The organism is Paenibacillus sp. FSL R7-0216 (assembly GCF_037969915.1).
In the GTDB taxonomy this organism is placed as follows: Bacteria; Bacillota; Bacilli; order Paenibacillales; family Paenibacillaceae; genus Fontibacillus; species Fontibacillus rhizolycopersici.
On the sequence record NZ_CP150222.1, the window covers coordinates 1,740,724 to 1,766,730 of the forward strand.

Consider the following 26,007-nt stretch of genomic DNA (forward strand, 5'->3'; position numbering starts at 1 on the left):
AGGGGTTACGATTACTAGGAATTCAATGATGAGACGGTTGGACTCGCAGGAGAGTCACGCCGCTCAAAGGAGGGCAAACCTAATCATGAGCAGAAACATTGCGGTGGTCGGCGGGGGGATTTCCGGGTTGAGCGCGGCTTATTACGCCCGGAAGTGGCTTCGCGAACGGGGGATCGACGCCGGAATAACGATTATAGAGCAAACGGACCGGCTAGGCGGGAACATTCGCACCTTGCGTCGGGACGGTTTTACGATAGAGCAAGGCCCCGATTCATTCATCGCGCGGAAAACCGTTGTTTTGGAGTTGACGAAGGAATTGGGTTTAGAGCATTTGCTGGTGGGAACGAATCCGCTAGCCAAAAAGAACTACATTGTGCATCATGGCCGCTTTCACCCGATGCCGCCAGGGCTGATGCTCGGTATTCCTACGCAAATGTGGCCATTGGTGAAGACCGGCCTGCTGTCGCCGGCCGGCAAGCTGCGCGCCGCGTTAGACCTCGTGCTACCAGCCAGACGCGGCGGCGGGGATGAATCGCTTGGCGGCTTCATTCACCGACGGTTGGGGCGTGAAGTGCTGGAGAACCTGACCGAGCCGCTGCTAGCTGGCATCTATGCCGGGGATACGGCGGAGCTTAGCCTGGAAGCAACGTTCCCCCAGTTTATGGAGATGGAGCGTAAACATCGTAGTTTGATTCTCGGTCTCTTGGCGAGCAAAAAACAACCTTCCCCCAAGCCGCGAGAGGAAATGCCTAAGGGGGGGCATAACAGCATGTTTTTGACGCTGGAGGGCGGATTGAACGTGCTTACGTACGGTTTAGCCGCTGCGCTTCAAGGCGAGCAGGTCATAACGGGACAAGCGGTAGACGGGATGAGTAAGAAAGCGGGACGCTACGAATTGGAGCTATCTGGGGGCGAACGTTTGGAGGCGGACGCCGTCATCCTGGCAACCCCGGCCTATGCCTCGGCCCGGCTACTTCAGGATCAGGTTCGAACAGCGGCCTATTTGGAAAAGATCCGTTACGTCTCGGTCGCGAATCTGGCTTTTGCCTACCGGCGACAAGAGATCCAGCATGATTTGGACGGTTCCGGCGTGTTGATTCCGCGCGGGGAAGGGCGGATGGTTACGGCAATTACGTGGACGTCCTCCAAGTGGCTGCACACGGCACCGGAAGGACGCGTGCTGCTCCGTGCGTATATCGGCCGCTTGGGAGACCAGGCCTGGACGAAGCTGCCGGAGACGGAGATCCGTCGACGCGTGGCTGCTGAACTTAAGGATCTGATGGGGATCGAAGCCGAACCGCTCTTTTGCGAAATGTCGGCTTTGCCGGAGTCGATGCCGCAGTACCCGGTTGGTCATGTGGAGCATCTGAAGGAGCTTCGTGCCGAATTGGAGCAGGTGATGCCCGGCGTTATGGTGTGCGGAGCGGGGTATGGCGGAGTGGGGATCCCCGATTGCATTCGTCAAGGGAAGGAAGCGGCGGAAGCGGTGTTAACTTGGTTGGGAGATGAATCGAAATGCAACTGATTCAGCATAAAGATTATAACGTGAATCCCTTTATCGTCATTTGGGAAGTGACGAGAGCCTGTGCGCTGAAATGTCTGCACTGCCGGGCGGAAGCTCAATATCACCCCGATCCCAGACAGCTGACCTTCGAAGAAGGCAAGAAGCTTATCGACGAAATCGCGGAAATGGACGATCCGCTTTTTGTATTTACGGGGGGAGACCCGCTCATGCGACCGGATTTGTTTGACCTGGCGCGGTATGCGATCCATGAGAAGGGATTGCCCGTTTCCATGACCCCAAGTGCCACGCCGAGGGTTACCTTCTCCGCCGTAAGCAAAGCCAAGGAGGTTGGTCTTTCTCGCTGGGCGTTTAGCCTAGACGGCTCGACGGCGGAGATCCATGACCATTTCCGCGGCACACCGGGTTCATTCGAGATGACGACCAGAGGGATCGGTTATTTACAACAGCTGGAGATTCCGATTCAGATCAACACGACGGTGTCCCGTTATAACCTGAACGATCTGCCGCGAATTGCGGAAACGGTCAAAGGGATGGGGGCGGTGCTCTGGAGCGTGTTCTTCCTTGTACCAACGGGGCGGGGAATGACGAAAGACATGATTACACCGGAAGAGCATGAGCAGGTGATGATTTGGCTGGCGAACCTGCAACGGGAGATGCCTTACGGCATTAAAGCGACGGAAGCGCCCCATTACCGCCGGGTATTCATGCAGCAGCAGAGGCGAATCGCCGCTTCCGTAGAGGGGGGCTCGGCAACGCCCAAACGAAAGGATGTACTCGGCCGATCGCCTAAAGGCGTAAACGACGGAGACGGATTCGTATTTATCAGCCATATTGGCGAGGTGTATCCGAGTGGTTTTCTGCCGGTGAATTGCGGAAATGTCCGAGATACTTCGTTGGTGGAAATCTATCGAAATTCGCCGATTTTGCAGCAGTTAAGAGATAAATCCTTGCTTAAGGGCAAGTGCGGAGCCTGCGAATTCAAGGAGCTATGCGGCGGCTCCAGGGCAAGGGCCTATGCGGTAACCGGCGATTATTTGGAAAGCGATCCGTACTGCTCCTACATTCCTCGGGGCTACAACAGTCACGATCAACCGTGAGCAAAATCACGCAATGCAAAAAAGGAGGCCGATCGGCCTCCTTTTCATTCTTGTAAATCCAACGGATGGGCATTAGGATGGAAGAGGTTCAAATGTCACTTTCCAATGATCCTCAGCCAATTGCTCGGAAGCATGGCTGTAGCCCTTACCTTCAAGCACCTTTAGAAGCGGGACGGGATTCATGGTGGCGTGCAGAACGAAAGTCTCGCCCTTTTCCAGCTTCCCGACCGTGTCCATGATCACACTGAACGGTTCCTCGCCTCGGCGAAGAAACGGGCGAACGTCGAGTTCAACAATGCGGTCTGCCATTTACACATTCACCTCCACGTCGGTCCGTTCGGTTGCAAACGCTTGGCACAGCCGTGCCGCACCGCTAAGTCCTTTCATGCCGCCGTAAAGGGTATAGAAGAACGAGTCCGGCGCATCCAGCGAGAAGGACAAATACTGCTTCGGATCGATCCCTAACATTTTTTCAAACAAGGTGGCGGTGTCATAGGCGTAGAAACAGAAATACGTGTATTGAAATTCCGGCATTTTCTCGGCGATCGTGAGGATCTCACCCGCGTACCGCTCGAGGTTGCTCTCCGCTTCCTGAATCATGCGCAAGGCATCCTCCAGTTCCACGGCGATTTGGATCGTCTTGTCATCGATAACCGTAATCGTAGCCATAGGGCATTCCCCCTGCTTTAATTTTTACCGATTTTCACCTGGAACATCTCGGGCCCTTGCTCAATGTACTCCCAAGTAAAACCGCCGGGATGCATCGCTTCGAACTGAAAACGGAGCGGCACCGGGTCATGGTCGTTGATCAGCAGCATGGCTTCCCCCGGCTCCAAGGAATTGTAAGCGGCAAAAATCGTCTTATGCTTGAGCTGCGGCGGATATTCGGTAGCGTTGACAGTAGCTTTGAATTGACTCATGTGAAGTCCTCCTAAAGTTAAAAATTTAACGATTCGACCTCATTATATCAACGGGAAGCAGAATGATTGTGATATCAGTCACAAGTCAATTGCCGGTGAAAATTTCTGTTTGGATTTGTCCGGAAGACGCCATGGTTCCAGTGATTCCTGTCACTGGGATGCTTAGGCCAACTGATTATAATGTCCGTAATTTAGGCTTTACTCGAAGATGAAGGAGGAACCAATGACGTGCGAATCCGAGATTATATTCCCAATCAGCACGGAGCCTGGGCGATGCTGGTCGTTCCGTTTCTGTTCGGGATGCTCGCCTCTACCCCCGGGGCGATTCACGGACTGTTGTTTGTTTGCTGGCTTCTGATCTATTTGCTGATGTTTCCCCTGTTGCAGTGGATTCGGACGGGAAAAGCGGCCCGCTTCCGCAAACCGGTGCTGTTCTATGGTGCGCTGTTAGTCCCTGCGGCGGCCGCTTTGGTTCTGTTCCGTCCCATCGTTCTGCTAATGGCGCTCCTCTTCGTTCCGCTGTTTGCGATTAATGCCCTCTATGCCAAGCGAAAGCGAGAACGCGCTTTGCTGAACGATATTGCCGCTATCGTGCAATTCAGCCTGATGGTATTTATCTCCTACAAACTTGGAGGAGGGACCGATCTCCGGCTGGCTATGGAATTGTTCCTGATCAGCACGGCGTACTTCATCGGAACCGCCTTTTATGTAAAAACGATTATCCGCGAACGGAACAACAAGCGATTCTATGCCTATTCCGTAGCCTACCATCTGGTCCTGGCGCTTCTGGGGCTCTGGCTTCTGTCTCCGGCATTGGGACTGGCTGCAGTGGTATTGCTGGCACGGGCGGTCTGGTTCCCACGGACAGGAATCACCGCGAAACCGTCCGGTATGCTGGAAATTGTCTATTCTGTTATCGTTCTTGCCGCCGTCTGGATGACCTACGCTTGAAGGTGTATAATGAATACAGAATAGTACAGATTCGGGCAGGGGGGTATAACAGTTGGAGGGACCGGAGGAAAGCGTCACAAAACACGAACAGCTGCTCCAGCATATCGAAGGACTGAAGATCGGGACGAAAATATCCGTACGCAAGCTGGCCAAAACGCTGAGCGTCAGCGAAGGCACCGCTTACCGGGCGGTAAAGGAAGCGGAGAACCTGGGGATCGTCATTACGAAGGAGCGGATCGGCACCGTTCGCGTAGAGAAGAAGCCGCGGAACATCTCCGACCAGTTAACCTTTGGCGACGTGGTGGACATCGTGGAGGGCCATGTACTCGGCGGTGGGGAAGGTTTGGACAAAACGCTGAACAAATACGTCATCGGTGCGATGAAAATCGATGCCATGGCCAGATACATCGACGCCGGCAGCCTGTTGATTATCGGGAACCGCGACAATGCCCATTCGCTGGCCCTGGAGCAAGGCGCCGGCGTGCTGATCACCGGGGGTTTCGGGACGAGCCGCGAGGTCAAGGCTTTGGCGGACAAGCTGTCTTTGCCGATCATTTCATCGCGTCATGATACGTTTACCGTCGCTTCCATGATTAACCGCGCGTTGTTTGACCGCTTGATCAAGAAGAAAATCATGCTCGTGGAAGACATCGTCAGCCGCAAGCCGCGGGTGAATATGCTGAAGGCGACGAGCAACATTTCCGATTTTGACCAGTTGTCATTGGAGACGGGAAATCAGCATTTTCCGGTTGTGGATGAATGGAATCGGGTCATCGGGATCGTCAGCCGAAAGAATGTCGAGGAGCTTAGCGGCGACCAGTCCATCGAGAAATGTATGACTCGCCATCCGATTACCGTCGGCCTGCAGACATCGCTGGCTTCCGCCGCGCAAATCATGGTATGGGAAGGAATCGATTTCTTGCCCGTTGTCGACCGCAATCGGAAGCTGGTCTCGTCGGTGACGCGTCGTGAGGTGCTGCAGGCCATGCGGGACGTGCGCAATCAGCCGCAGCTAGGCGAAACGTTTGAGCATTTGATGTGGAATGGGTTTGCCGAGGAGCGGGACGAAGAGGGGAAGTTATTTTTCCGCGGAATGATTACGCCGCAGATGTCCACCGATTTGGGGACGATTTCGCACGGGGTTCTGACTTCGCTAATGACCCAGGCGGGGCTTCGCGCGGCCAAGGACACCAGCGGCGGCGACTTTGTCGTCGACAATATCACCACCTATTTCGTGCGTCCGGTGCAAATTGAAAACCCGATCGTCATCACTCCTGTGCTGCTGGAGATGAGCCGCCGGGCTTGTAAGCTGGAGATCATGTTGACGTATCAGGACTCCCTCATCTCCAAGGCGGTCATGACGTTGCAGTCGATCGACCACGCGTGAGGTTGGGATAGGTAAGCGACAGGGGACGGGGATAGCTAACGGCGGAGCGGCCGAGGTTATCCCTGTTTCTGCCTTGCATACAAGCCGTGGTTGCGGATGCCGGCAAAAATGTTGAATGCCCCCAGCACCATAAACACGGCGCCGATGACAACCCGCAGCGTCGAACCGCTAAACATGAACATTTGAATGAGGGCCAGAATGATCAGCATCACGCCCATAAAGATGTTCATTTTGGCGGCCGCCATCCCCCGCGTTTGCGGATCGAGCGAACGCCGCGACTTGAAGCTGAAGAAGACCGAGCCCACGCAGCAGATGATCAGGATAGCGTAAAGAACGTATTGGATGGTTTGGATCATTGATTCAACTAGCTCCTTTATAAACATAATGTTAGGGGGATAGCCTCCCCGCAGGATTGTGTTCGAAAAATCATATATATTCGCGCTCAAAAGCCAAAATATCTATATTCTATATGAAATTTCATATAGAATTGGTCTTTTTAACAATTTTGGCCCATTTCTATATGAAAAATCATATAAAATGGTGAATCCAAGATTACCTCTATTTTAGCATGATTTGCTAGAGACGAATATAGGGCCTCATATCCACCCAAACCTGCAGCACCCCATCGCTCACCAACATCGTTTTGATCTGAATACTATACTCCTTATCGCGCACGACATAGATTTTGCGGTTCAACAGCGTTCGGGCCATTTTGGCATCGGAGTCGATATCGAAAATATTGCGGCCCCGCAGCACCTCCAACTCGTTATGAAGCTGCTCGGCCACCTCTTTAACCGCGAGCGAATCGAGCGGGGGATCTCGTTCCTCCACGCGAACCTTAATCTCTTTGATGACGGTCGAGCGGTTGTTGTATTTTTTTAATGTCCGGATATCCTCTTCTGCCTGATGCAGCTGGATCGTGAGATCCTTGTTCTGGATCCAAAGCAAATTGTAGCTTGTCTGATAGATCACGTTGTAGACGATGCTGCCCATGACCATGCCGAGGATAAACACAGCGGTAAACTGCATAAACCTGCGGAAGCCCGTAAGCTTCGGCTGTTTCGCCTCTTCGGTCATCCTCGGCCTCCCCCGCACATCCAACGCACCAGCTCCGAACCCATATGCGCACCGAGAAAGGCAAACAGCAGGTACAAGATTTGTTTGATGGCCGGAGACAGGTTCCCGTCAAAAAAATTGCTCTCGATGACCCGCATCGGGTCGATCGTGCCGCCTACGGCAGCGGCGAGCGCCCATATTTTAATGCGGTCGGCGATGTCCAGCATCGTGTGCGTTGGCGGTTGGAGTGAAACGACGGCACCGATGCCGCCCACCATGGCGCCCCCCACCACGATCCCGAAGGCGATAAAGAAATCCATCACCGCTTTGGTCAAAAACGTACTCATGCGCGTTTGCCCCTTTCCGAGGTTTGTCCGGTCTTTCTACCAGTCTATGGGCGAGGCCTAGCCATGTATGATAAAATATTCAATAAAGGTAGTTCAAAAGTCGACGGTTGAACCTGATTTGGCTTAGTTTGTGAAATAAATCCGAAAGGAAGGGATCGCATGGACAGCTTTGTTCATTTGCACGTACATAGTGAATACAGCTTGCTGGACGGGGCCGCCCGGCTCGAGGACCTCGTTGCCAAGGCCGCGGCCTCCGGCATGAAGGCGCTGGCGCTGACGGATCACGGGGTCATGTACGGCGCGGTTCCTTTTTATAAATTGTGTAAAAAGCACGGCATCAAGCCGATCATCGGCTGCGAGGTGTATTTTACGGCAGGCTCGCGCAAGGAACGGGGAAGCCGGCAGGACCAGCCGATTCATCACTTGATTTTGCTGGCCAAAAATGAGACGGGGTACCGCAACTTGATGAGGCTCAGCTCCATTGGTCACCTTGAGGGCTTCCATTACAAGCCGCGAATCGACTGGGACGCGCTCGAACGGCATCGTGAAGGCCTGGTCTGTCTTAGTGCCTGTTTAGGCGGAGAGGTCCCTTTCCATCTGCTGAGAGGCCATTATGAGGAAGCGAAAAAAGCCGCACTCCGGTATCAGGCGGCGTTTGGCGAGGATTTTTACCTGGAGCTTCAGGACCATGGCATCCCCGAGCAGAAGAAAGTGAATCCGCAACTCGTCCAATTGGCCGGGGAAATCGGGGCGCAGCTTGTGGTCACCAATGACGCACATTACTTGAGCCAACAGGACGCAGAGGTGCAGGACGTGCTCATTTGCGTGGGTACGGGTAAAACGGTGGATGACGAAGACCGGCTTAAAATGCATACCAATCAGCTTTATCTGAAAACTGCCGCGGAAATGGCCTTGCTGTTTCCCCATTTGCCGGAGGCGTATGCCAATACGGCGAAAATTGCCGATTCCTGCGAGTTGGAGCTGGAGTTTGACCGGCATATTTTACCGGCATACCGTCCGATTCCGGAGGGACAAACCGCGGGAAGTTACCTGGCGGAGTTGTGTGAGCAAGGATTGGTTGAACGTTATGGTCAACTGGACATTTGGCAAGATCCGGCAGAGCGGGAGAAGCTGGAACAGCGGCTGCGTTACGAGCTGGAGACGATTGCCAATATGGGCTTCTCCGATTATTTCTTGATCGTATGGGATTTTATCGCGTTTGCTCACCGTAATGGGATCGCGACCGGACCGGGCCGGGGATCCTCCGCGGGCAGCTTGGTCGCTTACGTGCTGCGAATCACCGATGTGGATCCGATCAAATACAAACTGTTTTTCGAACGGTTTTTGAACCCGGAGCGGGTGACGATGCCGGATATCGATATCGACTTCAGCGATGAGCGGCGGGATGAGGTCATTGCATATGTGGTCGAAAAATACGGGGCAGAGCATGTCGCCCAGATTATTACCTTCGGGACGATGGCGGCTCGCGCGGCGGTCCGCGACGTGGGGCGGGCGCTGAATGTGCCTTTTGGTGAAGTGGATAAAGTGGCGAAGCTGATTCCGGGACACCTAGGGATGACCATTGAACGTGCACTGAAGGAAAGCCCGGACCTGAAAGCGATGTATGACGGGTCCGAGCGGGTCAAGGGGCTGCTGGATATGGCGAAAAAAGTGGAAGGCATGCCGCGGCACGCCTCGACTCACGCCGCCGGTGTTGTGATTTCGCGAGACCCGTTGACCGATGCCGTCCCGCTGCAGGCGGGCAGCGAGCGTACGGCGCTTACGCAATACTCCATGGAGAACCTGGAAGCGATCGGCCTGCTTAAAATGGATTTTCTGGGGCTGCGCACCTTGTCCATTATCGAGCGTTGCATGAACTGGGTCCAGGAGCAGGCGGGCAGCGCACCCGATTTCCGGCTTGTTCCGGACGACGATCCGGCAACGTACGAGATGCTGGGCCGCGGAGAGACGACCGGCGTGTTCCAGCTGGAGTCCACGGGCATGCGGCGGGTGCTGAAGGAGCTCAAGCCGTCGGCATTCGAGGACATCATTTCCGTCAATGCGCTGTACCGTCCGGGTCCCATGGAGTTCATCCCCAAATTTATCGCCAGCAAGCATGGGCAGATCGGCGTGGAATATCCGCACCGGGATCTTGAGCCGATCCTGAAAGATACGTACGGCATCATCGTGTACCAGGAGCAAATCATGCAGATCGCTTCCAAAATGGCGGGCTTTTCGCTGGGTGAAGCCGATTTGCTGCGTCGGGCGGTGTCCAAGAAAAAACGCGAGGTGCTCGACGAGCAGCGAAGCCATTTCGTCGTCGGCAGCGTGGCGCAGGGCTATAGTGAAGCCGAGGCGAACGCGGTATACGACATGATCGTCCGATTTGCCGACTACGGCTTTCCCCGCGCCCATGCGGCTGCTTATGGCGTGCTGGCCTTCCAAACAGCGTACCTCAAGTCGCACTACCCGGTGCAGTTTATGGCGTCGATGCTGACCGCCGTGACCGGCAGCCATCGGAAGGTAGCGGAATACATTGTGGAATGCCGTCGGATGGGCATCGTCGTGCTTCCGCCGGATGTGAACGAGAGCAATGTGCTGTTTACGCCGCAGGCGGGGGCAAGCGTTGGATCCGCTGAGGTCGTAGAGGTCGGCGGCGGTTCGCAGGACGGTGCCGCCAAACCGGAGGCTCCGAGCCTCGGCGTGATCCGCTTTGGCCTGGCCGCGATCAAAAACGTCGGGACCCAGGCGATCGAAAGTATTTTGAAAGAACGGAAAGAGCGTCCGTTCGACAGCTTGCTCGATTTTTGCCGGCGGGTGGATTTGCGGACCTGCAATAAGCGGGTGATCGAGTCGCTGATTCAAGGCGGGGCGTTTGATGCCTTGCCGGGTCATCGCGCGCAATTGCTGGCAATGCTGGACGAGACAGTCGAAGCGGCGCTGAAATGGCGGAAAGAACGGGATGATTTGCAGATTCAACTGTTTGATTTTGTAGAGTCGCCAAATTGGGATATCGAATATCCGGACGTGCCGAAGTTTACGGCCGGGCAGCAGCTGGACCTGGAGCGTGAGCTGCTGGGGCTGTATTTGTCCGGCCATCCGCTGGATGATTTCGATGCTCTTCTGGAGGGAGACGGCGTAGAACGGCTAATGGACTTGGCCGAAGCGCCTGATGAGTCCCGCGCGGTCGTGGCGGGGATGGTCGTGTCCGTGAAGACGATCACGACCAAGCAGGGCAAAGCGATGGCGTTCATGGAGCTGGAAGACCAGATCGAACGCTGCGAGGTCGTGTTGTTCCCTGAAGTGTGGCGGCGCTCGGCCGCCCACGTCAGTAAAGGGGCTTTGCTCGCGCTGCGCGGCGTCGTCCAGCAGCAGGACGAAGGCTTCAAGCTGCTGGCCGACGAGGTGGCACCGCTGAGCGAGCAAAGCCTGGCCCAGCTGCGCCGCGGCTTGGCGCGCGGGCGCGGGGCAGGCGCCGCCGCTGCCGGTGGCAAAGGCGGCGCACGCGGTGCGGCCGCGGGGCCTCGCGCGGCCGAGAGAGCGCCTGCGGGCGCTGCGGGCGGGCAACGTCCCGCCAGCGCCGCAGGCCCAGGCGCCGCCGCACGGCCGGCCGCTTCGGCCGCGGCGGCGCCGCCATCCGCGCCTGCGCCGGCCGCGGCGGCGCCGCCATCCGCGCCTGCGCCGGGCGCGCGGCGCGAGCAGGAGAAGACGCCGGCGCAGCGCGTCTTCATCAAGATCACGGCCGCGGCGGAGAACGCGCGCCTGCTCGAGCGGCTCAAGCTGCTGCTGGAACAGCATCCCGGCCCGGTCGCGACGGTGCTCTTCTACGAAAGCACCGGTAAGCTGCTGGCCTTGACGGAGCGCTACAGCATCAAGCCTTCGCCCGCCTTGATCGAAGAAATGGAGCGGATGCTTGGCTCCGACACGGTCAAGATTAGATGATTTGCGCCATGCCTAACCGGTTCTGCACTTGTTGCAGGACCGGTTTTTTTATGGCTGTAACGGACTCCAGCGACGTTATTTCTTTGGATACGTCGGACTAGTCAAAATAACGGACCTGAGAGACGTTATTTCCCCGCAAACCGCCCGCTCTTTCCCGAATCGTGCCCAATAAGGGCTGTGGAGTCCGTTACGTTGGGAAATAACCGGGAAATAGTCAAATAGCGTCGCTACGGTCCGTTAGAGCTCGATGATCCACACGTTCGCTAGCGCTAGCGATCAGTACCATCCGTCAGCACCAGCGATCGGCCCCTTCCGCTAGCGCCAGCGACCAACACCTCCATTATCCACATATTCCTCCGCCAACAATTGTCGATCGGCCTACTTAAACATAGCCCAGGGGATCACTGCATTTGGTTCCGGACAAGTTTGAACGAACATTTTCGAAGGATCGTGCATACACTTAGAAACACGAAAAACCAAGAACCGGGCAAGAACGCCCGAGAGCGGATTCCGGCAGCGCGTCAGGCATCGAATCTAAACAGGCAGCGGCGTTGTACTCGGAATCAGGGGAGGAAGATGCGTATGTCTTATGAATTGGCGGAAGCGCAACTGCTGCGCCGCGGAGTGAAGCTAGAGGATATTGCTCAAATTGTTCATGCGCTGCAAACCGCGTATCATGATGATCTGACATTGGACCAATGTTTGGAGAGCGTGAAGGCCGTACTGCAAAAAAGAGAAGTCCAATATACTTTATTCACCGGGATTGCCCTCGACGAGCTGGCTGAGCAGAAGCAGCTTCCGGAACCGCTGCAAGCCATCATGGAGGCCGACGAGCCGCTGTACGGGGTGGATGAGACGATGGCGCTGGGCATTACGAGCGTGTTCGGGATGATCGGACTTACAAGCTTTGGTTATTTGGACAAGGTCAAACCGGAAATCATCGGGAAGTTGAATCATCGCGGGGATTCCATTCACGTCTTTCTCGACGACTTGGTTGCGGGTCTCGCGGCCGCCGCCTCCGCCCGAATTGCCCATAAGCACGAGCAAGCCGCTACCTACCCTCCTAGTTCCTCTTAAGCGAAAAAGAAAAAGAAAACAGCGCCCAGCCCCCGCCGATAGGCCCGCGCTCCTTCTACAAGAAGCGCCGGGCCCTGCGGCAATTCCCTGCACCGGGCCGCTTACGGCGCGGTTTTCCTTTTGTTGCGGGAAATTTGAAAATTATGTTATCATTACTCTATTATACGGGCTCAAAGATTAGGTTAGGGGGCTTTGAAAAGGGCATGTGGACTGTTATGTATATCGCGCCTACCGCAAAAGTTGCGGATATGATCAAGACGAAACTCACCGAAGAAGGCTTTCTCGTCCAAACACGTCCTGTTAATTTATCCAAACAGCAGTTTGAGATTCTGGTTCCTTCCGGGGAATTGGAAGAAGTGCAAGAAGTGTTGAATTCGATTTTGCATCCTTAGCAGGGGATTCGAGATTCCTAGTTGCAGATAAGGCCTGGAAGTGCGGGTTCATAGGGTCGACTGGGCTTTATAGACTTTTGGATCTGCCACGATAAATAAACGGCTGAAGAGGTGTAGTTGTGTTCAAAGATTTGTTTCAGAAGAAGAGGAAGTACGCGACCATTCCTTCCGGACGAACTGGCAGCGAAGAGGGCACGCCGCAGGCGGATCGTCCGAAACGCGAAATTCCGGAAGGTCTGATGAATAAATGCGGCCGTTGCGGCGCGATTCAGTACAGTAAAGAGCTGGAGAAGAATTATATGGTGTGCCCGGCTTGCGGACATCATATGCGCTTAAACGCGCTGGAGCGGATTCGCTATACCTTCGATGAAGGTAGCTTTACGGAATATGATGCGGATCTCGTTTCCGTGGATCCTTTAGAATTCCCGGGCTACGCCAGCAAGTTGGAGCAGCAAACCCTGAAGTCGGGTCTACGCGAAGCGGTCGTCACCGGCGAGGGGACAATTCAGGGCTTTCCTGCCGTGGTTGCCGTGATGAGCTTTGATTTTTTCTCTGGGAGCATGGGTTCGGTTGTCGGGGAGAAAATTACGCGAGCGATTGAAGCGGCTACGGAGAAACGCCTGCCAATGATCATTTTCTCAACATCGGGTGGAGCGCGGATGCAAGAGAGCATCCTCAGTTTGATGCAGATGGCCAAGACGAGCGCTGCGTTGGCTAGATTAAGCGAACATGGCGGACTATTCATCTCGGTCATTACGGACCCAACGACGGGCGGCGTATCGGCTAGCTTTGCCATGCTTGGCGACATTATTGTGGCCGAGCCCGGTGCCGTATTCGGATTTGCCGGAAGAATCGTCATCGAGCAGACGATCCGTCAGAAGCTTCCAGACGATTTCCAGACGGCCGAGTTCAACCTGCAACACGGTCAGCTCGATCTTGTCGTTCATCGGAAGGACATGAAGTCGACGCTAGCGAAGTTGCTAGATTTGCACGGCGTGAAGGGAGGAGCATAAATGGCAGGCGAATTGCCTTTTGAGACGCCTCTCGTGAAGCTGCGCGAGAAGATTTTGGAACTGGAGCAGTTTGGCAGCGAGAAGGGCATCGATTTTACAGAAGAAATTGCACGTCTGGAAGAGCGCTATCGGCAACTGGAGGAAGAGATCTACAACAACATCTCCCCTTCGCAAAAAATGCATCTGGCCCGGCATCATCAACGCCCGACGTCACTCGATATGATCGGCCTGATCTTTGAGGACTTCATTGAGCTCCACGGGGACCGGGTATTTGGCGACGATCTTGCCGTTGTTGGGGGATTGGCCAAGCTTGGCGGAATGCCGGTCACGGTGATCGGACAACAGCGGGGGAAGGATACGAAGGACAATATTGCCCGCTTCTTCGGCAGCGCGCATCCGGAAGGATTCCGCAAGGCGCTGCGGCTCATGCAGCAAGCGGACAAGTTCCGGCGCCCAATCATTACATTTATTGACACAAAAGGCGCTTATCCGGGAATTACGGCAGAGGAGCGCGGGCAATCGGAAGCGATCGCTCGCAATTTGCGGGATATGTCGATGCTGCGGGTTCCCGTGATTTGCGTGGTCATCGGTGAAGGCGGCAGTGGGGGGGCGCTTGCACTTGGCGTAGGTAACCGCGTGCTGATGCTGGAGAATGCGATTTACTCCGTCATTTCGCCGAACGGAGCGGCCTCCATTCTCTGGAAGGATGCTTCCAAGGCCGATCAGGCGGCGGAAGCGATGAAGATTACCGCTCAAGACCTGTTGGAGATGGGGGTGATCGAACAGATCGTTCCCGAGCCGCGTGGTGGAGCACACCGGGATTACGAATCGACCGCGGAAGCCATCAAAGAATCGCTGCTCCAACACCTGGAGGAACTATCCAACTTGCATCCGGATGAACTCGTGGAAGATCGATACCGGAAATTCCGCAAAATCGGCGAGTTTCAAGTGGCCAGCAAGACGGAGGCTCCGGCCACATCGGATAGCGTGGCTGAAGTTGCTGGCGTGATCGAGGATGAGGCTCCTGTGGATGCGTCTGGCGAATCGGCAGCTGCCTCTGAGGCCCATACCGCCGAGAAAAGTTAAGATCCAAAGCGATAACCTTACGGGTGGAACCTATGGGGACCTACGGCAAGGTTATTTTCGCTGTACTCAGGGAATAATGCAAATTTAGGCACCAAGATGAGATGCGTGAATCGAGTAACTTTGCATGCTTTGAAGGAATGTTCGTTACAATATGATAAACTTCCTATACAAATCGACAAAACTGTAGTAAATTTAGTTGTTGGAAAAGATTATATAGAGAGAACTATTTTAAACGGAGGAAACCCAAATGCGCAAAACAAAAATCGTATGTACTATCGGTCCTTCCAGTGAATCGTTAGAAAACATCAAGAAGCTGATTATGGCCGGAATGAACGTGTCTCGCTTGAACTTCTCCCACGGTGATTTTGAGGAGCATGGTAACCGGATCAAGACGATCCGTCAAGCGAGTGCAGAGCTGGGGAAATCTATCGCCATACTGTTGGACACCAAAGGTCCTGAAATCCGTACCGGTAAGCTGAAAGAAGAACCGATCGAGCTGGTACAGGACGAATTCCTAACCTTGACGACCGAAGAAATTCTCGGCGACAAGGAACGGATCTCCATTACGTACAAAGAACTTCCTGGAGACGTGGAAGTCGGTTCGACGATTCTGATTGACGACGGTCTGATTGGTTTGACGGTCGTCGAGATTCAAGGTACGGAAATCAAATGCCGTATCGTCAATGGCGGTACCATTAAGAGCAAAAAAGGCGTTAACGTTCCAGGCGTAAACATTTCCCTGCCAGGCATCACCGAGAAAGACGCTAACGACATCAAGTTCGGGATCGAGCAAGGCATCGATTTTATTGCCGCTTCCTTCGTTCGTAAAGCGAGCGACGTGCTTGAAATTCGTCAATTGCTGGAGAAACACAACGCAGCTCATATCCAAATCATTTCTAAAATCGAAAACCAACAAGGCGTTGACAACCTCGATGAAATCTTGGAAGTTTCCGACGGCCTGATGGTTGCCCGCGGTGACCTCGGTGTAGAAATTCCAGCGGAAGATGTGCCTCTCGTACAAAAACGTATGATCGAGAAATGTAACCGCGTAGGGAAACCGGTGATCACGGCGACGCAAATGCTTGATTCGATGCAACGCAACCCTAGACCTACTCGCGCCGAAGCAAGTGACGTGGCGAACGCCATCTTCGACGGTACCGATGCGATCATGTTGTCCGGCGAAACGGCTGCCGGGAAATATCCGGTGGAATCGGTATTGACGATGTCCCGCATCGCCGAGAAAGCGGAATCCGCTTTGGAATACCGTGAAATCTTCGTTAAACAAAGTAATGCACAACAAACGACGGTTACTGAAGCGATCAGCCAAGCGGTTGCCAACTCGGCATTGGAGCTGAATGCCAAAGCGATCATTACTTCGACGGAAACCGGTTATACGGCACGGATGGTCTCCAAATACCGTCCGAAAGCACCGATCATCGCCGTGACGACCGAAGATCAAACCTTGCGCCGTCTGGCCCTGAACTGGGGCGTAACGCCGGTGAAAGGCGATACGGCCAGCACGACGGACGAAATGTTCGATAAAGCGATGAAGGGCGGCCTAGATTCCGGACTCGTGAAGGAAGGCGACCTCGTCGTGATTACGGCTGGGGTACCACTCGGACGTTCCGGTTCGACCAACCTGGTGAAAATCGGGCAAATCCGCAAGTAGTCGTAGGAATAAATAGATTGACTTATCGTCACAACAAAAGGCAATGGGGCCCGCTCGGGACCATTGCTTTTTTTGCCGCAAAACCATCATGCGATAGATTGGCGGGAAACCCGGAAAGGAGCGAATCGAGTGTACGTATGCGAAGTGGTGATTGAGCCGAAATATTCGGAATTCGATATGATGGGGATTATTTACCACGCCCATTACCTGGAATGGTTCGAGCTGGGGAGGCTGCAGTTGAGCCGAAATCTTGGCTTTGATTATGTCAAGATGGAGCAGGCCGGATATATTTCTCCCGTTCACGAAATGAAGGTAGAATACAAACGCGGAATCCGTTATGGGGAAACCGTGTTGCTCAAGACACGGGTCATCGAGAACAGCGGCGTCAAAACCGCTTATGGTTATGAGGTGTACAATGGGGAAGGCACGCTTTGCGTAGAAGGTTCTTCTTCCCACTATGTGGTTCGCCGCGAGAACTTCAAACCGGTTCAGTTCAAGAAGGTATTTCCGGAATGGTATGCGGCGCTGGAGGAAGCCCGAAAATCGTAAATTTTGATTATCCGGCGTGGAGGCGGTAAAATACAAGTACAGGAATGTGATAAAGGAGTCCTGATATGCGTAAATGGATAGCCGCTCTCATTGTGTTGATTCCGATCGTAGAATTTTTGGGGTATATGTACGTCGGCGAGAGGTTGGGTGTCGGTAAAACGATCTTTCTGACGCTGGCAACGTCCGTGCTCGGCGGGTTGATGATGCAATTTGAAGGGCGTAAAGTGTTGGCGGATGCCAAAGCCCAAATGAGCGGCGGACAAATTCCGGGGCGAATGGTCCTGGATGGATTATGCGTGTTTGCCGGCGGGATCCTGCTGCTGATCCCCGGCTTCATTACCGATCTCATCGGTTTTACGATGGTGTTCCCGCTAACGCGTGTGCTGTATCGGATCCCGCTCATGAAATGGGTCAGCAAGAAGATGAAAGACGGAACGATCACGTATTTCCGCCGTTAACGGATTTATTTTAGAAAGGCATCTCGTCTTGGAAGACGGGATGCCCTTTTTTTATCTAAAACGGCCGTGTACAATATAGTTTCGCAAATCACGGACGACACCGGCACGGACGGCGGCACCTAGAATGACCAACGTAACCGGGCCGATGATCAGTCCTAACACGCCAAACAGCTTGAGGCCGACGAACATCGCGATCAACGTGGGCAAGGGATCCAGTCCAACGCTACTGGCCAGTACCTTAGGTTCAATCAGTTGGCGGGCTAGCAGGATGACCCCGTACAACACGGAAAGTCCGATCCCCAGCGTGACGTCGCCCGTGGCGAAGGCATAAATCAGCCAAGGAATCATGATCGTTCCGACGCCTAGATAAGGTAATAAATCGACAAGTCCAATCAGCAGGGCGTAGGTAAAGGCGGAATCGACGCCCAAAATAAGTAAGCCGAGTAATACGATAAACGCGGTGATGGAAATCATGATGAATTGGGCGCGCAGATAACCTGAGAGAGCTCGCTGCAGGTCGCGCCAAATCGCGCCTACGGTTTTGCGAAACGGTGTAGGTATGGAGTTAGCCAAGAACCGCATATCGCGCTCCCAGTGGCTGCTGATAAAAAAGGTAGCCAATAGGATCACGCCGAGAATGACCCCTAAATTGGGGAGGGAGGAGAGCAAGGTGACGATCGTTTCCAGCACATTATTGACGAAATGAGAAACAAAGGATCCAACTCTTTCGGCGGTGTTGTCGATGTTTTTATGGATGGTATTTTCGTAACCGGGGTTATCGGCGATAAATCGGTTGATCTCGGTAATGATCGATTGGATGCCCTCGCTTTGCGTCCATGAAACAAACAGGTTTCTCCACTCGGCAATGCGCAAATCGAAGGATTCGGCCAAATGGATTAACTCTTTAACGAGGCGCGTTAGCGCCGCGGACACAATAATCCCTGCACTTCCAAAGTAAATGAGCAGCGAGAGCGTTACAGCCAGCCACTTTGGTACCCGTAGACTCTTTTGGAGCCACAGGACAAACGGATGCATCGCATAGGAGATCAGCCAGGCGATCAAGAACGGATAAACCAGCGGGAGCAGCCAGTAGACGGCCAAGATGGAGCTGATGAGGACGACGCATATCCAGCTGCCGCGCAGCACGCGCTTGACGATCACGTGATCCATGTGGCATTTCCCCTTTTCCCAATACATGTCCTAGTTCTACTCTATTATTTGTCCGCCGCGAGTATTCCGCCTCAAACATCTTTCGAATAATGTGATATAATTCATTGCACAACTGCAATCGTTTACAAAATTTCTTTATTGTTGTGATAAAATCATTTAATGTACCCGGCAGTGCTGAAGCGGTTCCCATGTTTTCGGAAATCCAGTATGATGAAGAAGTAAGCAGTGGAGCAATATTTCTGCAATTATAGGCCCGGTATTGCATGACTTCGAAAATTTAAAACTTTCAATTTGAAAATGTTTTCAGGGGCTTGTTTGCTCACAAAATGTTAACAAAGGAGAGATGGTTCATGACAGCTACGAAAGGCCTGGAAGGCATTGTTGCGGCAACCTCTTCGATCAGCTCCATTCATGATGGCGTACTCGCCTATCGTGGTATTAATATCGATGATTTGGCGGAACGTGCGAGTTTTGAAGAAACGGCTTATTTGTTATGGTACGGCAAATTGCCCAATCAAGCTGAACTGGAACGCTTGCAGCGGCAATTAAGCGATTATGCCGCGGTTCCTGATGCGGTGCTGAAACAGATGAAGCTGTATCCGCAGACTGCCAACACGATGGCAGTGCTTCGTACTGCCGTATCGGCTCTTGCTTTGTATGATGAGAACGCCAATGACAACTCCCGAGAAAACAACCAATTGAAGGCGATTAAGCTCCAGACTCAAATTCCGACCCTGATTGCTGCGTTTGCCCGAATTCGGGAAGGCCAGGAACCGATCGCCCCGCTGAAGGACGTATCGATCGCGCACAACTTCTTGTATATGCTAACCGGCTTAGAACCGGATCCGATTGCGGTTCGCGCCTTGGATCAAGCGTTAGTTCTGCATGCTGACCATGAGCTGAACGCGTCGACGTTCTCGGCCCGCGTGACGATTGCGACGTTGTCCGATATCTACTCCGGGGTTACCTCGGCGATCGGCACCTTGAAGGGACCCCTTCACGGCGGTGCGAATGAAGCGGTGATGAATATGCTGGCTGAGATCGGCACGTTGGAGCAAGCGGAGCCCTACATTCAGAAGAAGCTGGCAGGCAAGGAGAAAATCATGGGCTTTGGTCACCGTGTTTACAAAAACGGCGATCCACGCGCGAAACATCTGCAGAATATGTCGCGTCAGTTGAGCATTCTTAAAGGCGACTCCACGTTGTATGATATTTCCGTTAAAGTGGAGCAACTTGTCACAGGTCAAAAAGGGCTGAAGCCCAACGTTGACTTCTATTCCGCTTCCGTCTACACGATGCTGGGCATTCCGCGCGACCTGTTTACACCGATTTTTGCGATCAGCCGGTTGTCCGGATGGACGGCGCATATTTTGGAACAGTTGGAAGATAACCGCTTGATTCGTCCGCGTGCGGAATATACGGGCGTCACCAATCAGAAATACGTTCCCATTGAATTAAGATAAGCAGCCATGCGGGAGCTCCAAGGAACATTGTGGTAAAATGGAGACCGTGAGATGCAGCAAACAGACTGAAGGAGGAAACCGTTAAAATGTTGAAACTGGAAAAGTTCGATCTTCCTACTGAAGGCGAGAAAATTACGATTCGGGATGGGAAGCTTCAGGTGCCTAACCATCCTGTAATTCCTTTTATCGAAGGTGACGGTACGGGCCGCGATATTTGGAAAGCCTCGAAACGCGTATTGGATGCCGCCGTGGACAAAGCCTACGGCGGGGAAAAGAAAATTGCCTGGTACGAGGTGTTTGCCGGCGAGAAGGCCTACAATACATACGGGGAATGGCTGCCAGCTGATACGCTGACCGCGATTCGCGAATATATTGTGGCCATCAAAGGACCATTGACTACGCCGATCGGCGGTGGCATCCGTTCGCTAAACGTAGCGCTCCGCCAGGAGTTAGACCTGTACGTCTGCCTTCGTCCAGTTCGTTATTTCGAAGGTGTGCCTTCTCCTGTTAAACGTCCGGAACTCGTGGATATGGTGATTTTCCGTGAGAATACCGAAGACATCTATGCCGGCATCGAGTATAAAGAAGGCTCCGAGGAAGTTAAGAAAGTCCTGGCATTCTTGCAAAATGAAATGGGCGTCAACAAAATTCGCTTCCCAGAAACATCCGGGATTGGCATTAAGCCGGTTTCAGAAGAAGGTTCGAAACGCCTCGTCCGCGCCGCGGTCGAATATGCGATCAAACATAGCCGTAAGAGCGTCACTTTAGTGCACAAGGGCAATATCATGAAGTTTACCGAAGGTGCTTTCAAGAACTGGGGTTATGAGGTCGCGGAAGCGGAATTCGGCGATAAAGTCTTCACATGGGCCGAATACGACCGGATCAAGGATCAATCCGGCGCTGACGCAGCAAACCAAGCACAAAAGGCGGCGGAAGCCGAAGGCAAAATCATCATCAAGGATGCGATTGCCGATATCGCACTGCAGCAAGTGTTGACGCGGCCAACGGATTTCGAAGTTATCGCTACGTTGAACTTGAACGGCGACTACCTGTCCGACGCTTTGGCAGCGCAAGTTGGCGGCATCGGTATTGCGCCGGGCGCCAACATCAACTACGTAACGGGGCATGCCATTTTCGAAGCAACGCATGGTACGGCGCCGAAGTACGCTGACCTTGACGTGGTAAATCCGGGCTCCGTTATCTTATCCGGCGTTATGATGCTGGAGCATCTGGGCTGGCAAGAAGCGGCGGACCTGATCTATAAGGGTCTGGAAACTTCAATCAACAATAAAACAGTCACTTACGACTTCGCCCGTTTGATGGATGGGGCAACGGAAGTGAAATGCTCCGAGTTTGCCGACCATGTCATCAAAAACATGTAATTAGCTAATTCTAACCTTTTGGATATGCAACCTCCGTTAACATTAACCCTCCCTAGCGTTCATAGGGAGGGTCTTTTTTGCCCTGCCCGAGTTTGTTCGGGGCGGGCTTTGCTCTTCAATCGTGATAAGGGATAGGGCATAAGCGGGAAATGATTCCGAAGAAGCGGAGCGTTCGCCTTTGTGAGCGGGTTTCAACCTCGCATGAATTTGTAAGATCAAGAAACCCGCGAGCAACAGCGATCGTAGGAACATTTCCTAGCGTTGCCCCCGGTCCTTATCTAGTTGTTTCCTCTGCCTGCCCGAGTTTGTTCGGGGCGGGCTTTGCTCTTCAATCGTGATAAGGGATAGGGCATAAGCGGGAAATGATTCCGAAGAAGCGGAGCGTTCGCCTTTGTGAGCGGGTTTCAACCTCGCATGAATTTGTAAGATCAAGAAACCCGTGAGCAACAGCGATCGTAGGAACATTTCCTAGCGTTGCCCTCGGTCCTTATCCAGTTGTTTCCTCTGCCCTGCCCGAGTCTGTTCGGGGCGGGCGTTGCTCTTCAATCGTGATAAGGGAGAGGGCATAAGCGGGAAATGATTCCGAAGAAGCGGAGCGTTCGCCTTTGTGAGCGGGTTTCAACCTCGCATGAATTTGTAAGATCAAGAAACCCGCGAGCAACAGCGATCGTAGGAACATTTCCTAGCGTTGCCCCCGGTCCTTATCACAATTTACTTGCCTCGCCCCAACAGACGTTTCTTTTATTTCCATCCAAAGTTATAATAGATTATAATAAATGTAATTGACGCAGAAAGGACGGTTATGTTAATGTACCAAGTCATGTTATTCCTACATATTATCGGCGCACTGGCGCTCGGCTTCTATCTGGTCCTGCCGTTTGTGCTCGGCCGAATCGGCAAGTTGTCGCTCGCGGCTCAGGAAGGAACGGTATCAGCCGTGATCTCTTTGAACCGATATGCCCAAATCGGGCTCATCATCCAATTGCTGACGGGCGGCTACCTGATTGGTCAAGGCGATTACTCCGTGCCTTGGATGATTGTGATCGTCATCTTGTATTTGGCGATTGGAGCGTTTAGCGGTATCTTGGCTAAACCGCTGCGTTTGGCGCAGGAAGGGATTCGCCAGAATAAAACCGTAACAGCGGAAGAAGGGAAACTGCGCACATTAAGCGCCCTATTGTCCGTTGCAGTATTGCTGATCGTTTTCTTCATGGTGTACAGTACCATTATTTGATTCAGACATAAGCCAAAAGACCTGTCGGCATTAAAGCCGACAGGTCTTTTTCATGCTGTGCGCGGCAAAGCAGCGCTAGTCTCTTACTAGGAAAGATTGGTATCCTCTTTTTTTAAATCGTCCAAATGGGTAAACATTAATTTCATAATATCGAGCGCCAGTTGTTTCTCTTTCGGCGACCGGTTCATGACGATCTGTTGGATCTGGTCCATAAAATGGTCATCACTGATCACAATCGAATCGTGAAGTAAATAATCAACGGTAACGCCTAATTGATTCGCCAGTTTGACGAGTGTTTCCAGGGACAAGCTACGCTCTCCCCGTTCGATTTGCCCTATGTATGCGTCCGAAACTTCGATGCGTTCGGCGAGTTTTTCCTGGGTCAAGTGCATTTTATGCCGTTCTTGACGCAGCCTTTTCCCCAATGCCTCGTAATCCATAACACCCCTCCTGTATTTACCTTAGTGAGAAGCCGAATGAAAGATAATAAACTACAGGTTTTGTTTGTATTTACTGCAAGTACGAATTGGGTTATTATGGAATCATAGGATTTACTGAAATGGTTCAATTATTAAATATAACCAATTTTAAGGAGATCTAGTATGTCTTCCGAATCTACTTCCGTTTCAATCATCATTACGGTCAAGAACAATGGGATCGATTTGTATACCACGATGGAATCTTTAAAAGTGTCGCAATCAACACTGCCTTATGAAGTCATTATCGTTGACGAAGGTTCGGTTGACGGGTGTTGTGACTTTTTGATGAGCTACCGATTCGACCGACCTTTTAAGCGAGTAAAGGGTGATCCGGGAATTTCGGCACGCAATCTCGGGGCTGCTTATGCCACTGGAGAAGTTCTGATTTTTTGCGGGTCACATTTATATTATGATGACGGATGGATGGAACGGTTACTGGCACCGTTGATGCGTGGACAAGCTGAGGGCGTGTCGCCAGCCTTTGAGATGGGTAAGCACTCCCCTGCTCCGAAAGGGAGGAATGTCGGAGGGGTGGTGGGATCGGTTCGCGGGTATCCGATTCGGTTCGCGGGTGAGAACGAGATCCCCTGGATGTCTTGGGAATGCTTTGCTGTTCGACGGGATACTTTTCGGGACATGGGCGGGATGGAAGACGGTTTTATCGGCAAGGATCTGGAAACGGCGGAGTTTTCCTTGAGGTTATGGCTGCAGGGTGGGAGCTGTCGCTACGTGCCGGAGGTGACACTCATTCAAGTGTTTCGGCAGAATTTCCCTTATGACAACAGCGGGGATCAATGGGGAAAGGACTTGATGAGCCTTGCCTATTTACATTTCGATGACGAAGGAGTCTCAGCTTGCAGAGAACTGGTGCGCTGCGCGTATGAAGGAGAGCCGATAACTGATGCGAAGCTGAGCGAGTTGACTTTGGCACGGAGGGAGAAAAATGACTCTCTTCGCAAACATGATGTGAGGTGGTTTACCGAACGATTCGGGATCCAATGGAAATAGAAGAGGGATAAGCCGAGGCGTCAAGGTCATCCTATTAGGGGAAGGGAACGTTCAGGTGCCATCGCACCTAATTCACGGATTACCCGAAGGAGGATGCAGCAATGGCAGGAAACGGACAAGCAAAGCAGACCTTACCGCCCCAACATCAAAACCATCAACCCGGCGTTGAAGCGGAGATGCACCCGCGCCCGGTATATGAGGGAGATTATAAGGCTGCGGGCAAGTTGATGGGCAAAGTAGCGCTGATCACCGGTGGTGACAGCGGGATCGGTCGGGCCGTCGCCGTAGCCTACGCGAAAGAGGGAGCCGATGTCGCAATTATGTATTTGAATGAGCATGATGACGCGGAGGTGACCCGTCAGGAAGTCGAGCAGGAAGGACGCAAATGCTTACTGATCGCTGGCGACATCGGCGATGAGGCCTTTGCCGAGCAGGCGGTGCAGCAAACGGTGCAGGAGTTAGGGCGCCTCGACATCCTGGTCAATAACGCAGCCGAACAGCATCCGCAGCCGGACATTACGGCGATTACGGCTGCTCAACTGGAGAAGACGTTCCGGACGAACATTTTCTCCATGTTCTACTCGACCAAGGCGGCGATGCCGCATTTGCGCAAAGGAAGCTCGATTATCAATACGGCCTCGGTAACGGCCTATAAGGGTAACCCGCAGCTGATTGACTACTCAGCAACGAAAGGGGCTATCGTTAGCTTCACGCGGGCTTTGTCGATGAATGTGGTCGGAAGCAAAGGCGTTCGGGTGAATGCGGTGGCACCCGGCCCGATTTGGACTCCGCTGATTCCATCAACCTTCAATGAGAAGCAAGTGTCCGAATTCGGGGGAACAACGCCGATGCAACGCCCCGGTCAACCGGAGGAACTGGCACCGGCTTACGTATTTCTGGCCTCGGACGATTCTTCGTATATGAGTGGTCAGGTCTTGCACATCAACGGTGGAGAGATCGTTAACGGTTAACCATGGGATCGAAACGGACTCCAACAAAGAACCCCCAAGCTTTTCGGCAGTGCCGAGCAAGCTTGGGGGTTCTTCTATCTCTGAAACATCTAATCGCTCTCGTGCTGCTCCGTCTCAGATAACTCATCAAGCGTCATTTCAAAGCTGGGCGCCAAATGTTCTAGAAAATATGTGATTTCCGGGAGCTGCAACCGCTGCAGCTTATCTAGAAGCTGCGTTTTGGCAACGGCGAATTCACGATTGCCGGTCGTCAGCTCCCAGGCGCATTTCAAATAGGCGTCCAGGCTGTCCGCTGCTTTGACATACACCATTAAAGCGGCATCTTCGGATGAGCCCTCCGCTTGTCCCGGCGATAACAACGGAGTATAAACGTTCTGGAGTTCCGGCGGGACCATGGAGAGCAAACGTTCCGCAGCGATAGCCTCCATTTCGCGGAAGTTGGACAGAAGCCGTGGATTATGATGCTTGACCGGTGTTGGGATGTCGCCGGTGAACACCTCGGTTGCATCATGGAACAACGCTAACGTTGCGGCGCGTTCCGCATTTAAGCTCCGTTCGAACCGGGCGTTCCCAATTTCGCATAGCAGATGAGTCAGCAACGCGACATGAAACGAATGCTCAGCCACATTATCGGGGGCGGTGCTGCGCATCAGGCTCCATCGATGAATCGAACGCAGGCGGTATAGATAAGCAGAGAAAGGGTAGCTCATCAGTGAGAAACCTCGCTTTTATCGAAGTGGATTTTGGACACAAATTGTCAACCTAAACTAGTTCTTATGTTATTATAAATCTGAAGAATGCGATAGGGTTATGGTTTACACAAGATGACAG

General features: G+C 53.1%; 26 protein-coding genes. 17 read left to right on the forward strand and 9 right to left on the reverse strand.

Translation table 11 applies throughout. The annotated features are described in order from the left end of the window. Positions 1–85: 85 nt before the first annotated feature. Together hemG and MKZ15_RS07650 are read left to right on the forward strand one after the other, a co-directional pair. Positions 86–1,525 carry a protoporphyrinogen oxidase gene (hemG, locus tag MKZ15_RS07645; RefSeq protein ID WP_339821032.1) on the forward strand — a complete coding sequence of 480 codons (1,440 nt, stop codon included), beginning with the start codon at positions 86–88 and terminating at the stop codon, positions 1,523–1,525. Beyond that, a complete protein-coding gene (locus MKZ15_RS07650; protein WP_155607173.1) occupies positions 1,516–2,622 on the forward strand; it encodes a TIGR04053 family radical SAM/SPASM domain-containing protein in 1,107 nt (368 codons plus the stop codon). The genes hemG and MKZ15_RS07650 overlap by 10 nt, the downstream gene beginning before the upstream one ends. A 72-nt stretch (positions 2,623–2,694) precedes the next feature. On the opposite strand, the gene MKZ15_RS07655 is transcribed toward MKZ15_RS07650, so the two are convergent. The 3 genes from MKZ15_RS07655 to MKZ15_RS07665 are packed head-to-tail and all read right to left on the reverse strand — an operon-like array spanning position 2,695 to position 3,542. Then, positions 2,695–2,931: a DUF2249 domain-containing protein gene (locus tag MKZ15_RS07655; protein ID WP_155607174.1), complete on the reverse strand. Its 237-nt coding sequence runs from the start codon at positions 2,929–2,931 to the stop codon at positions 2,695–2,697. After that, the gene (locus tag MKZ15_RS07660; protein ID WP_155607175.1) at positions 2,932–3,291 is read right to left on the reverse strand and encodes a hypothetical protein; all 360 of its coding nucleotides are present in this window, start codon (positions 3,289–3,291) and stop codon (positions 2,932–2,934) included. It abuts the gene before it with no gap. Positions 3,292–3,308: 17 nt separating this feature from the next. Next, positions 3,309–3,542 (reverse strand): DUF2249 domain-containing protein, encoded by a 234-nt coding sequence (locus MKZ15_RS07665; protein ID WP_155607176.1) that lies wholly within the window; start codon positions 3,540–3,542, stop codon positions 3,309–3,311. 228 nt (positions 3,543–3,770) lie between these two features. Between MKZ15_RS07665 and MKZ15_RS07670 the strand changes: the two genes are divergently transcribed. Further along, complete coding sequence (locus MKZ15_RS07670; protein ID WP_213621968.1) at positions 3,771–4,493, forward strand: YwiC-like family protein; 723 nt, start codon at positions 3,771–3,773, stop codon at positions 4,491–4,493. A gap of 52 nt (positions 4,494–4,545) precedes the next feature. After that, positions 4,546–5,880 (forward strand): DRTGG domain-containing protein, encoded by a 1,335-nt coding sequence (locus MKZ15_RS07675; protein ID WP_155607177.1) that lies wholly within the window; start codon positions 4,546–4,548, stop codon positions 5,878–5,880. Between the two features lie 56 nt (positions 5,881–5,936). Here the strand turns inward: MKZ15_RS07675 and MKZ15_RS07680 are convergent, their stop codons facing one another. The 3 genes from MKZ15_RS07680 to MKZ15_RS07690 form a co-directional block, all read right to left on the reverse strand. Further along, positions 5,937–6,236 (reverse strand): YtpI family protein, encoded by a 300-nt coding sequence (locus MKZ15_RS07680; RefSeq protein ID WP_155607178.1) that lies wholly within the window; start codon positions 6,234–6,236, stop codon positions 5,937–5,939. A 220-nt stretch (positions 6,237–6,456) separates the two neighbouring features. Beyond that, positions 6,457–6,957, reverse strand: a complete 501-nt coding sequence (locus MKZ15_RS07685; RefSeq protein ID WP_155607179.1) for a hypothetical protein — start codon at positions 6,955–6,957, stop codon at positions 6,457–6,459. Next, entirely contained in the window at positions 6,954–7,283 is a 330-nt protein-coding gene (locus MKZ15_RS07690; protein ID WP_059046083.1) for a YtrH family sporulation protein, read from the reverse strand. Before MKZ15_RS07690 ends, MKZ15_RS07685 begins: the two co-directional genes overlap by 4 nt. 159 nt (positions 7,284–7,442) lie before the next feature. On the opposite strand from MKZ15_RS07690, the gene MKZ15_RS07695 reads away from it, so the two are divergent. The 8 genes from MKZ15_RS07695 (at position 7,443) to MKZ15_RS07730 (ending at position 17,469) form a co-directional block, all read left to right on the forward strand. Next, complete coding sequence (locus MKZ15_RS07695) at positions 7,443–11,225, forward strand: DNA polymerase III subunit alpha (protein ID WP_339821038.1); 3,783 nt, start codon at positions 7,443–7,445, stop codon at positions 11,223–11,225. A gap of 582 nt (positions 11,226–11,807) precedes the next feature. Beyond that, positions 11,808–12,302, forward strand: coding sequence for a phosphatidylglycerophosphatase A (locus MKZ15_RS07700; RefSeq protein ID WP_155604943.1), 495 nt, complete (start codon positions 11,808–11,810; stop codon positions 12,300–12,302). Positions 12,303–12,505: 203 nt separating this feature from the next. Continuing rightward, positions 12,506–12,694, forward strand: coding sequence for a hypothetical protein (locus tag MKZ15_RS07705; protein WP_036624401.1), 189 nt, complete (start codon positions 12,506–12,508; stop codon positions 12,692–12,694). A gap of 119 nt (positions 12,695–12,813) precedes the next feature. Continuing rightward, complete coding sequence (gene accD / locus MKZ15_RS07710; protein ID WP_193418186.1) at positions 12,814–13,707, forward strand: acetyl-CoA carboxylase, carboxyltransferase subunit beta; 894 nt, start codon at positions 12,814–12,816, stop codon at positions 13,705–13,707. Further along, on the forward strand, positions 13,708–14,793 hold the full coding sequence (locus MKZ15_RS07715) for an acetyl-CoA carboxylase carboxyltransferase subunit alpha (protein WP_213621966.1): 1,086 nt from the start codon (positions 13,708–13,710) through the stop codon (positions 14,791–14,793). It begins immediately after the preceding gene. A gap of 247 nt (positions 14,794–15,040) precedes the next feature. Next, entirely contained in the window at positions 15,041–16,462 is a 1,422-nt protein-coding gene (pyk, locus tag MKZ15_RS07720) for a pyruvate kinase (protein ID WP_155604945.1), read from the forward strand. 129 nt (positions 16,463–16,591) lie between these two features. After that, positions 16,592–17,011 (forward strand): thioesterase family protein, encoded by a 420-nt coding sequence (locus tag MKZ15_RS07725; protein WP_193418182.1) that lies wholly within the window; start codon positions 16,592–16,594, stop codon positions 17,009–17,011. A gap of 65 nt (positions 17,012–17,076) precedes the next feature. Further along, positions 17,077–17,469 (forward strand): FxsA family protein, encoded by a 393-nt coding sequence (locus tag MKZ15_RS07730; protein WP_339821045.1) that lies wholly within the window; start codon positions 17,077–17,079, stop codon positions 17,467–17,469. Positions 17,470–17,520: 51 nt separating this feature from the next. Here MKZ15_RS07730 and ytvI read toward each other — a convergent pair whose 3' ends face one another. Beyond that, a complete protein-coding gene (ytvI, locus tag MKZ15_RS07735; protein WP_339821047.1) occupies positions 17,521–18,639 on the reverse strand; it encodes a sporulation integral membrane protein YtvI in 1,119 nt (372 codons plus the stop codon). 350 nt (positions 18,640–18,989) lie between these two features. On the opposite strand from ytvI, the gene citZ reads away from it, so the two are divergent. The 3 genes from citZ to MKZ15_RS07750 all read left to right on the forward strand — a co-directional run bounded on the left by citZ (position 18,990) and on the right by MKZ15_RS07750 (position 22,718). After that, entirely contained in the window at positions 18,990–20,102 is a 1,113-nt protein-coding gene (gene citZ, locus MKZ15_RS07740; protein WP_155604948.1) for a citrate synthase, read from the forward strand. 86 nt (positions 20,103–20,188) lie between these two features. Then, complete coding sequence (gene icd / locus MKZ15_RS07745; RefSeq protein ID WP_339821049.1) at positions 20,189–21,484, forward strand: NADP-dependent isocitrate dehydrogenase; 1,296 nt, start codon at positions 20,189–20,191, stop codon at positions 21,482–21,484. Between the two features lie 808 nt (positions 21,485–22,292). After that, positions 22,293–22,718 carry a hypothetical protein gene (locus MKZ15_RS07750; protein ID WP_155604950.1) on the forward strand — a complete coding sequence of 142 codons (426 nt, stop codon included), beginning with the start codon at positions 22,293–22,295 and terminating at the stop codon, positions 22,716–22,718. Positions 22,719–22,804: 86 nt separating this feature from the next. Here MKZ15_RS07750 and MKZ15_RS07755 read toward each other — a convergent pair whose 3' ends face one another. Then, complete coding sequence (locus MKZ15_RS07755; RefSeq protein ID WP_155604951.1) at positions 22,805–23,158, reverse strand: helix-turn-helix transcriptional regulator; 354 nt, start codon at positions 23,156–23,158, stop codon at positions 22,805–22,807. Positions 23,159–23,320: 162 nt separating this feature from the next. Here MKZ15_RS07755 and MKZ15_RS07760 point away from each other — a divergent pair, with 162 nt between their 5' ends. Further along, the gene (locus MKZ15_RS07760) at positions 23,321–24,205 is read left to right on the forward strand and encodes a glycosyltransferase family 2 protein (protein WP_193419075.1); all 885 of its coding nucleotides are present in this window, start codon (positions 23,321–23,323) and stop codon (positions 24,203–24,205) included. Positions 24,206–24,306: 101 nt separating this feature from the next. Then, positions 24,307–25,176: an SDR family oxidoreductase gene (locus MKZ15_RS07765; protein WP_339821051.1), complete on the forward strand. Its 870-nt coding sequence runs from the start codon at positions 24,307–24,309 to the stop codon at positions 25,174–25,176. Positions 25,177–25,265: 89 nt separating this feature from the next. Here MKZ15_RS07765 and yfbR read toward each other — a convergent pair whose 3' ends face one another. Then, the gene (yfbR, locus tag MKZ15_RS07770) at positions 25,266–25,886 is read right to left on the reverse strand and encodes a 5'-deoxynucleotidase (RefSeq protein ID WP_193419079.1); all 621 of its coding nucleotides are present in this window, start codon (positions 25,884–25,886) and stop codon (positions 25,266–25,268) included. Positions 25,887–26,007 lie beyond the last annotated feature (121 nt).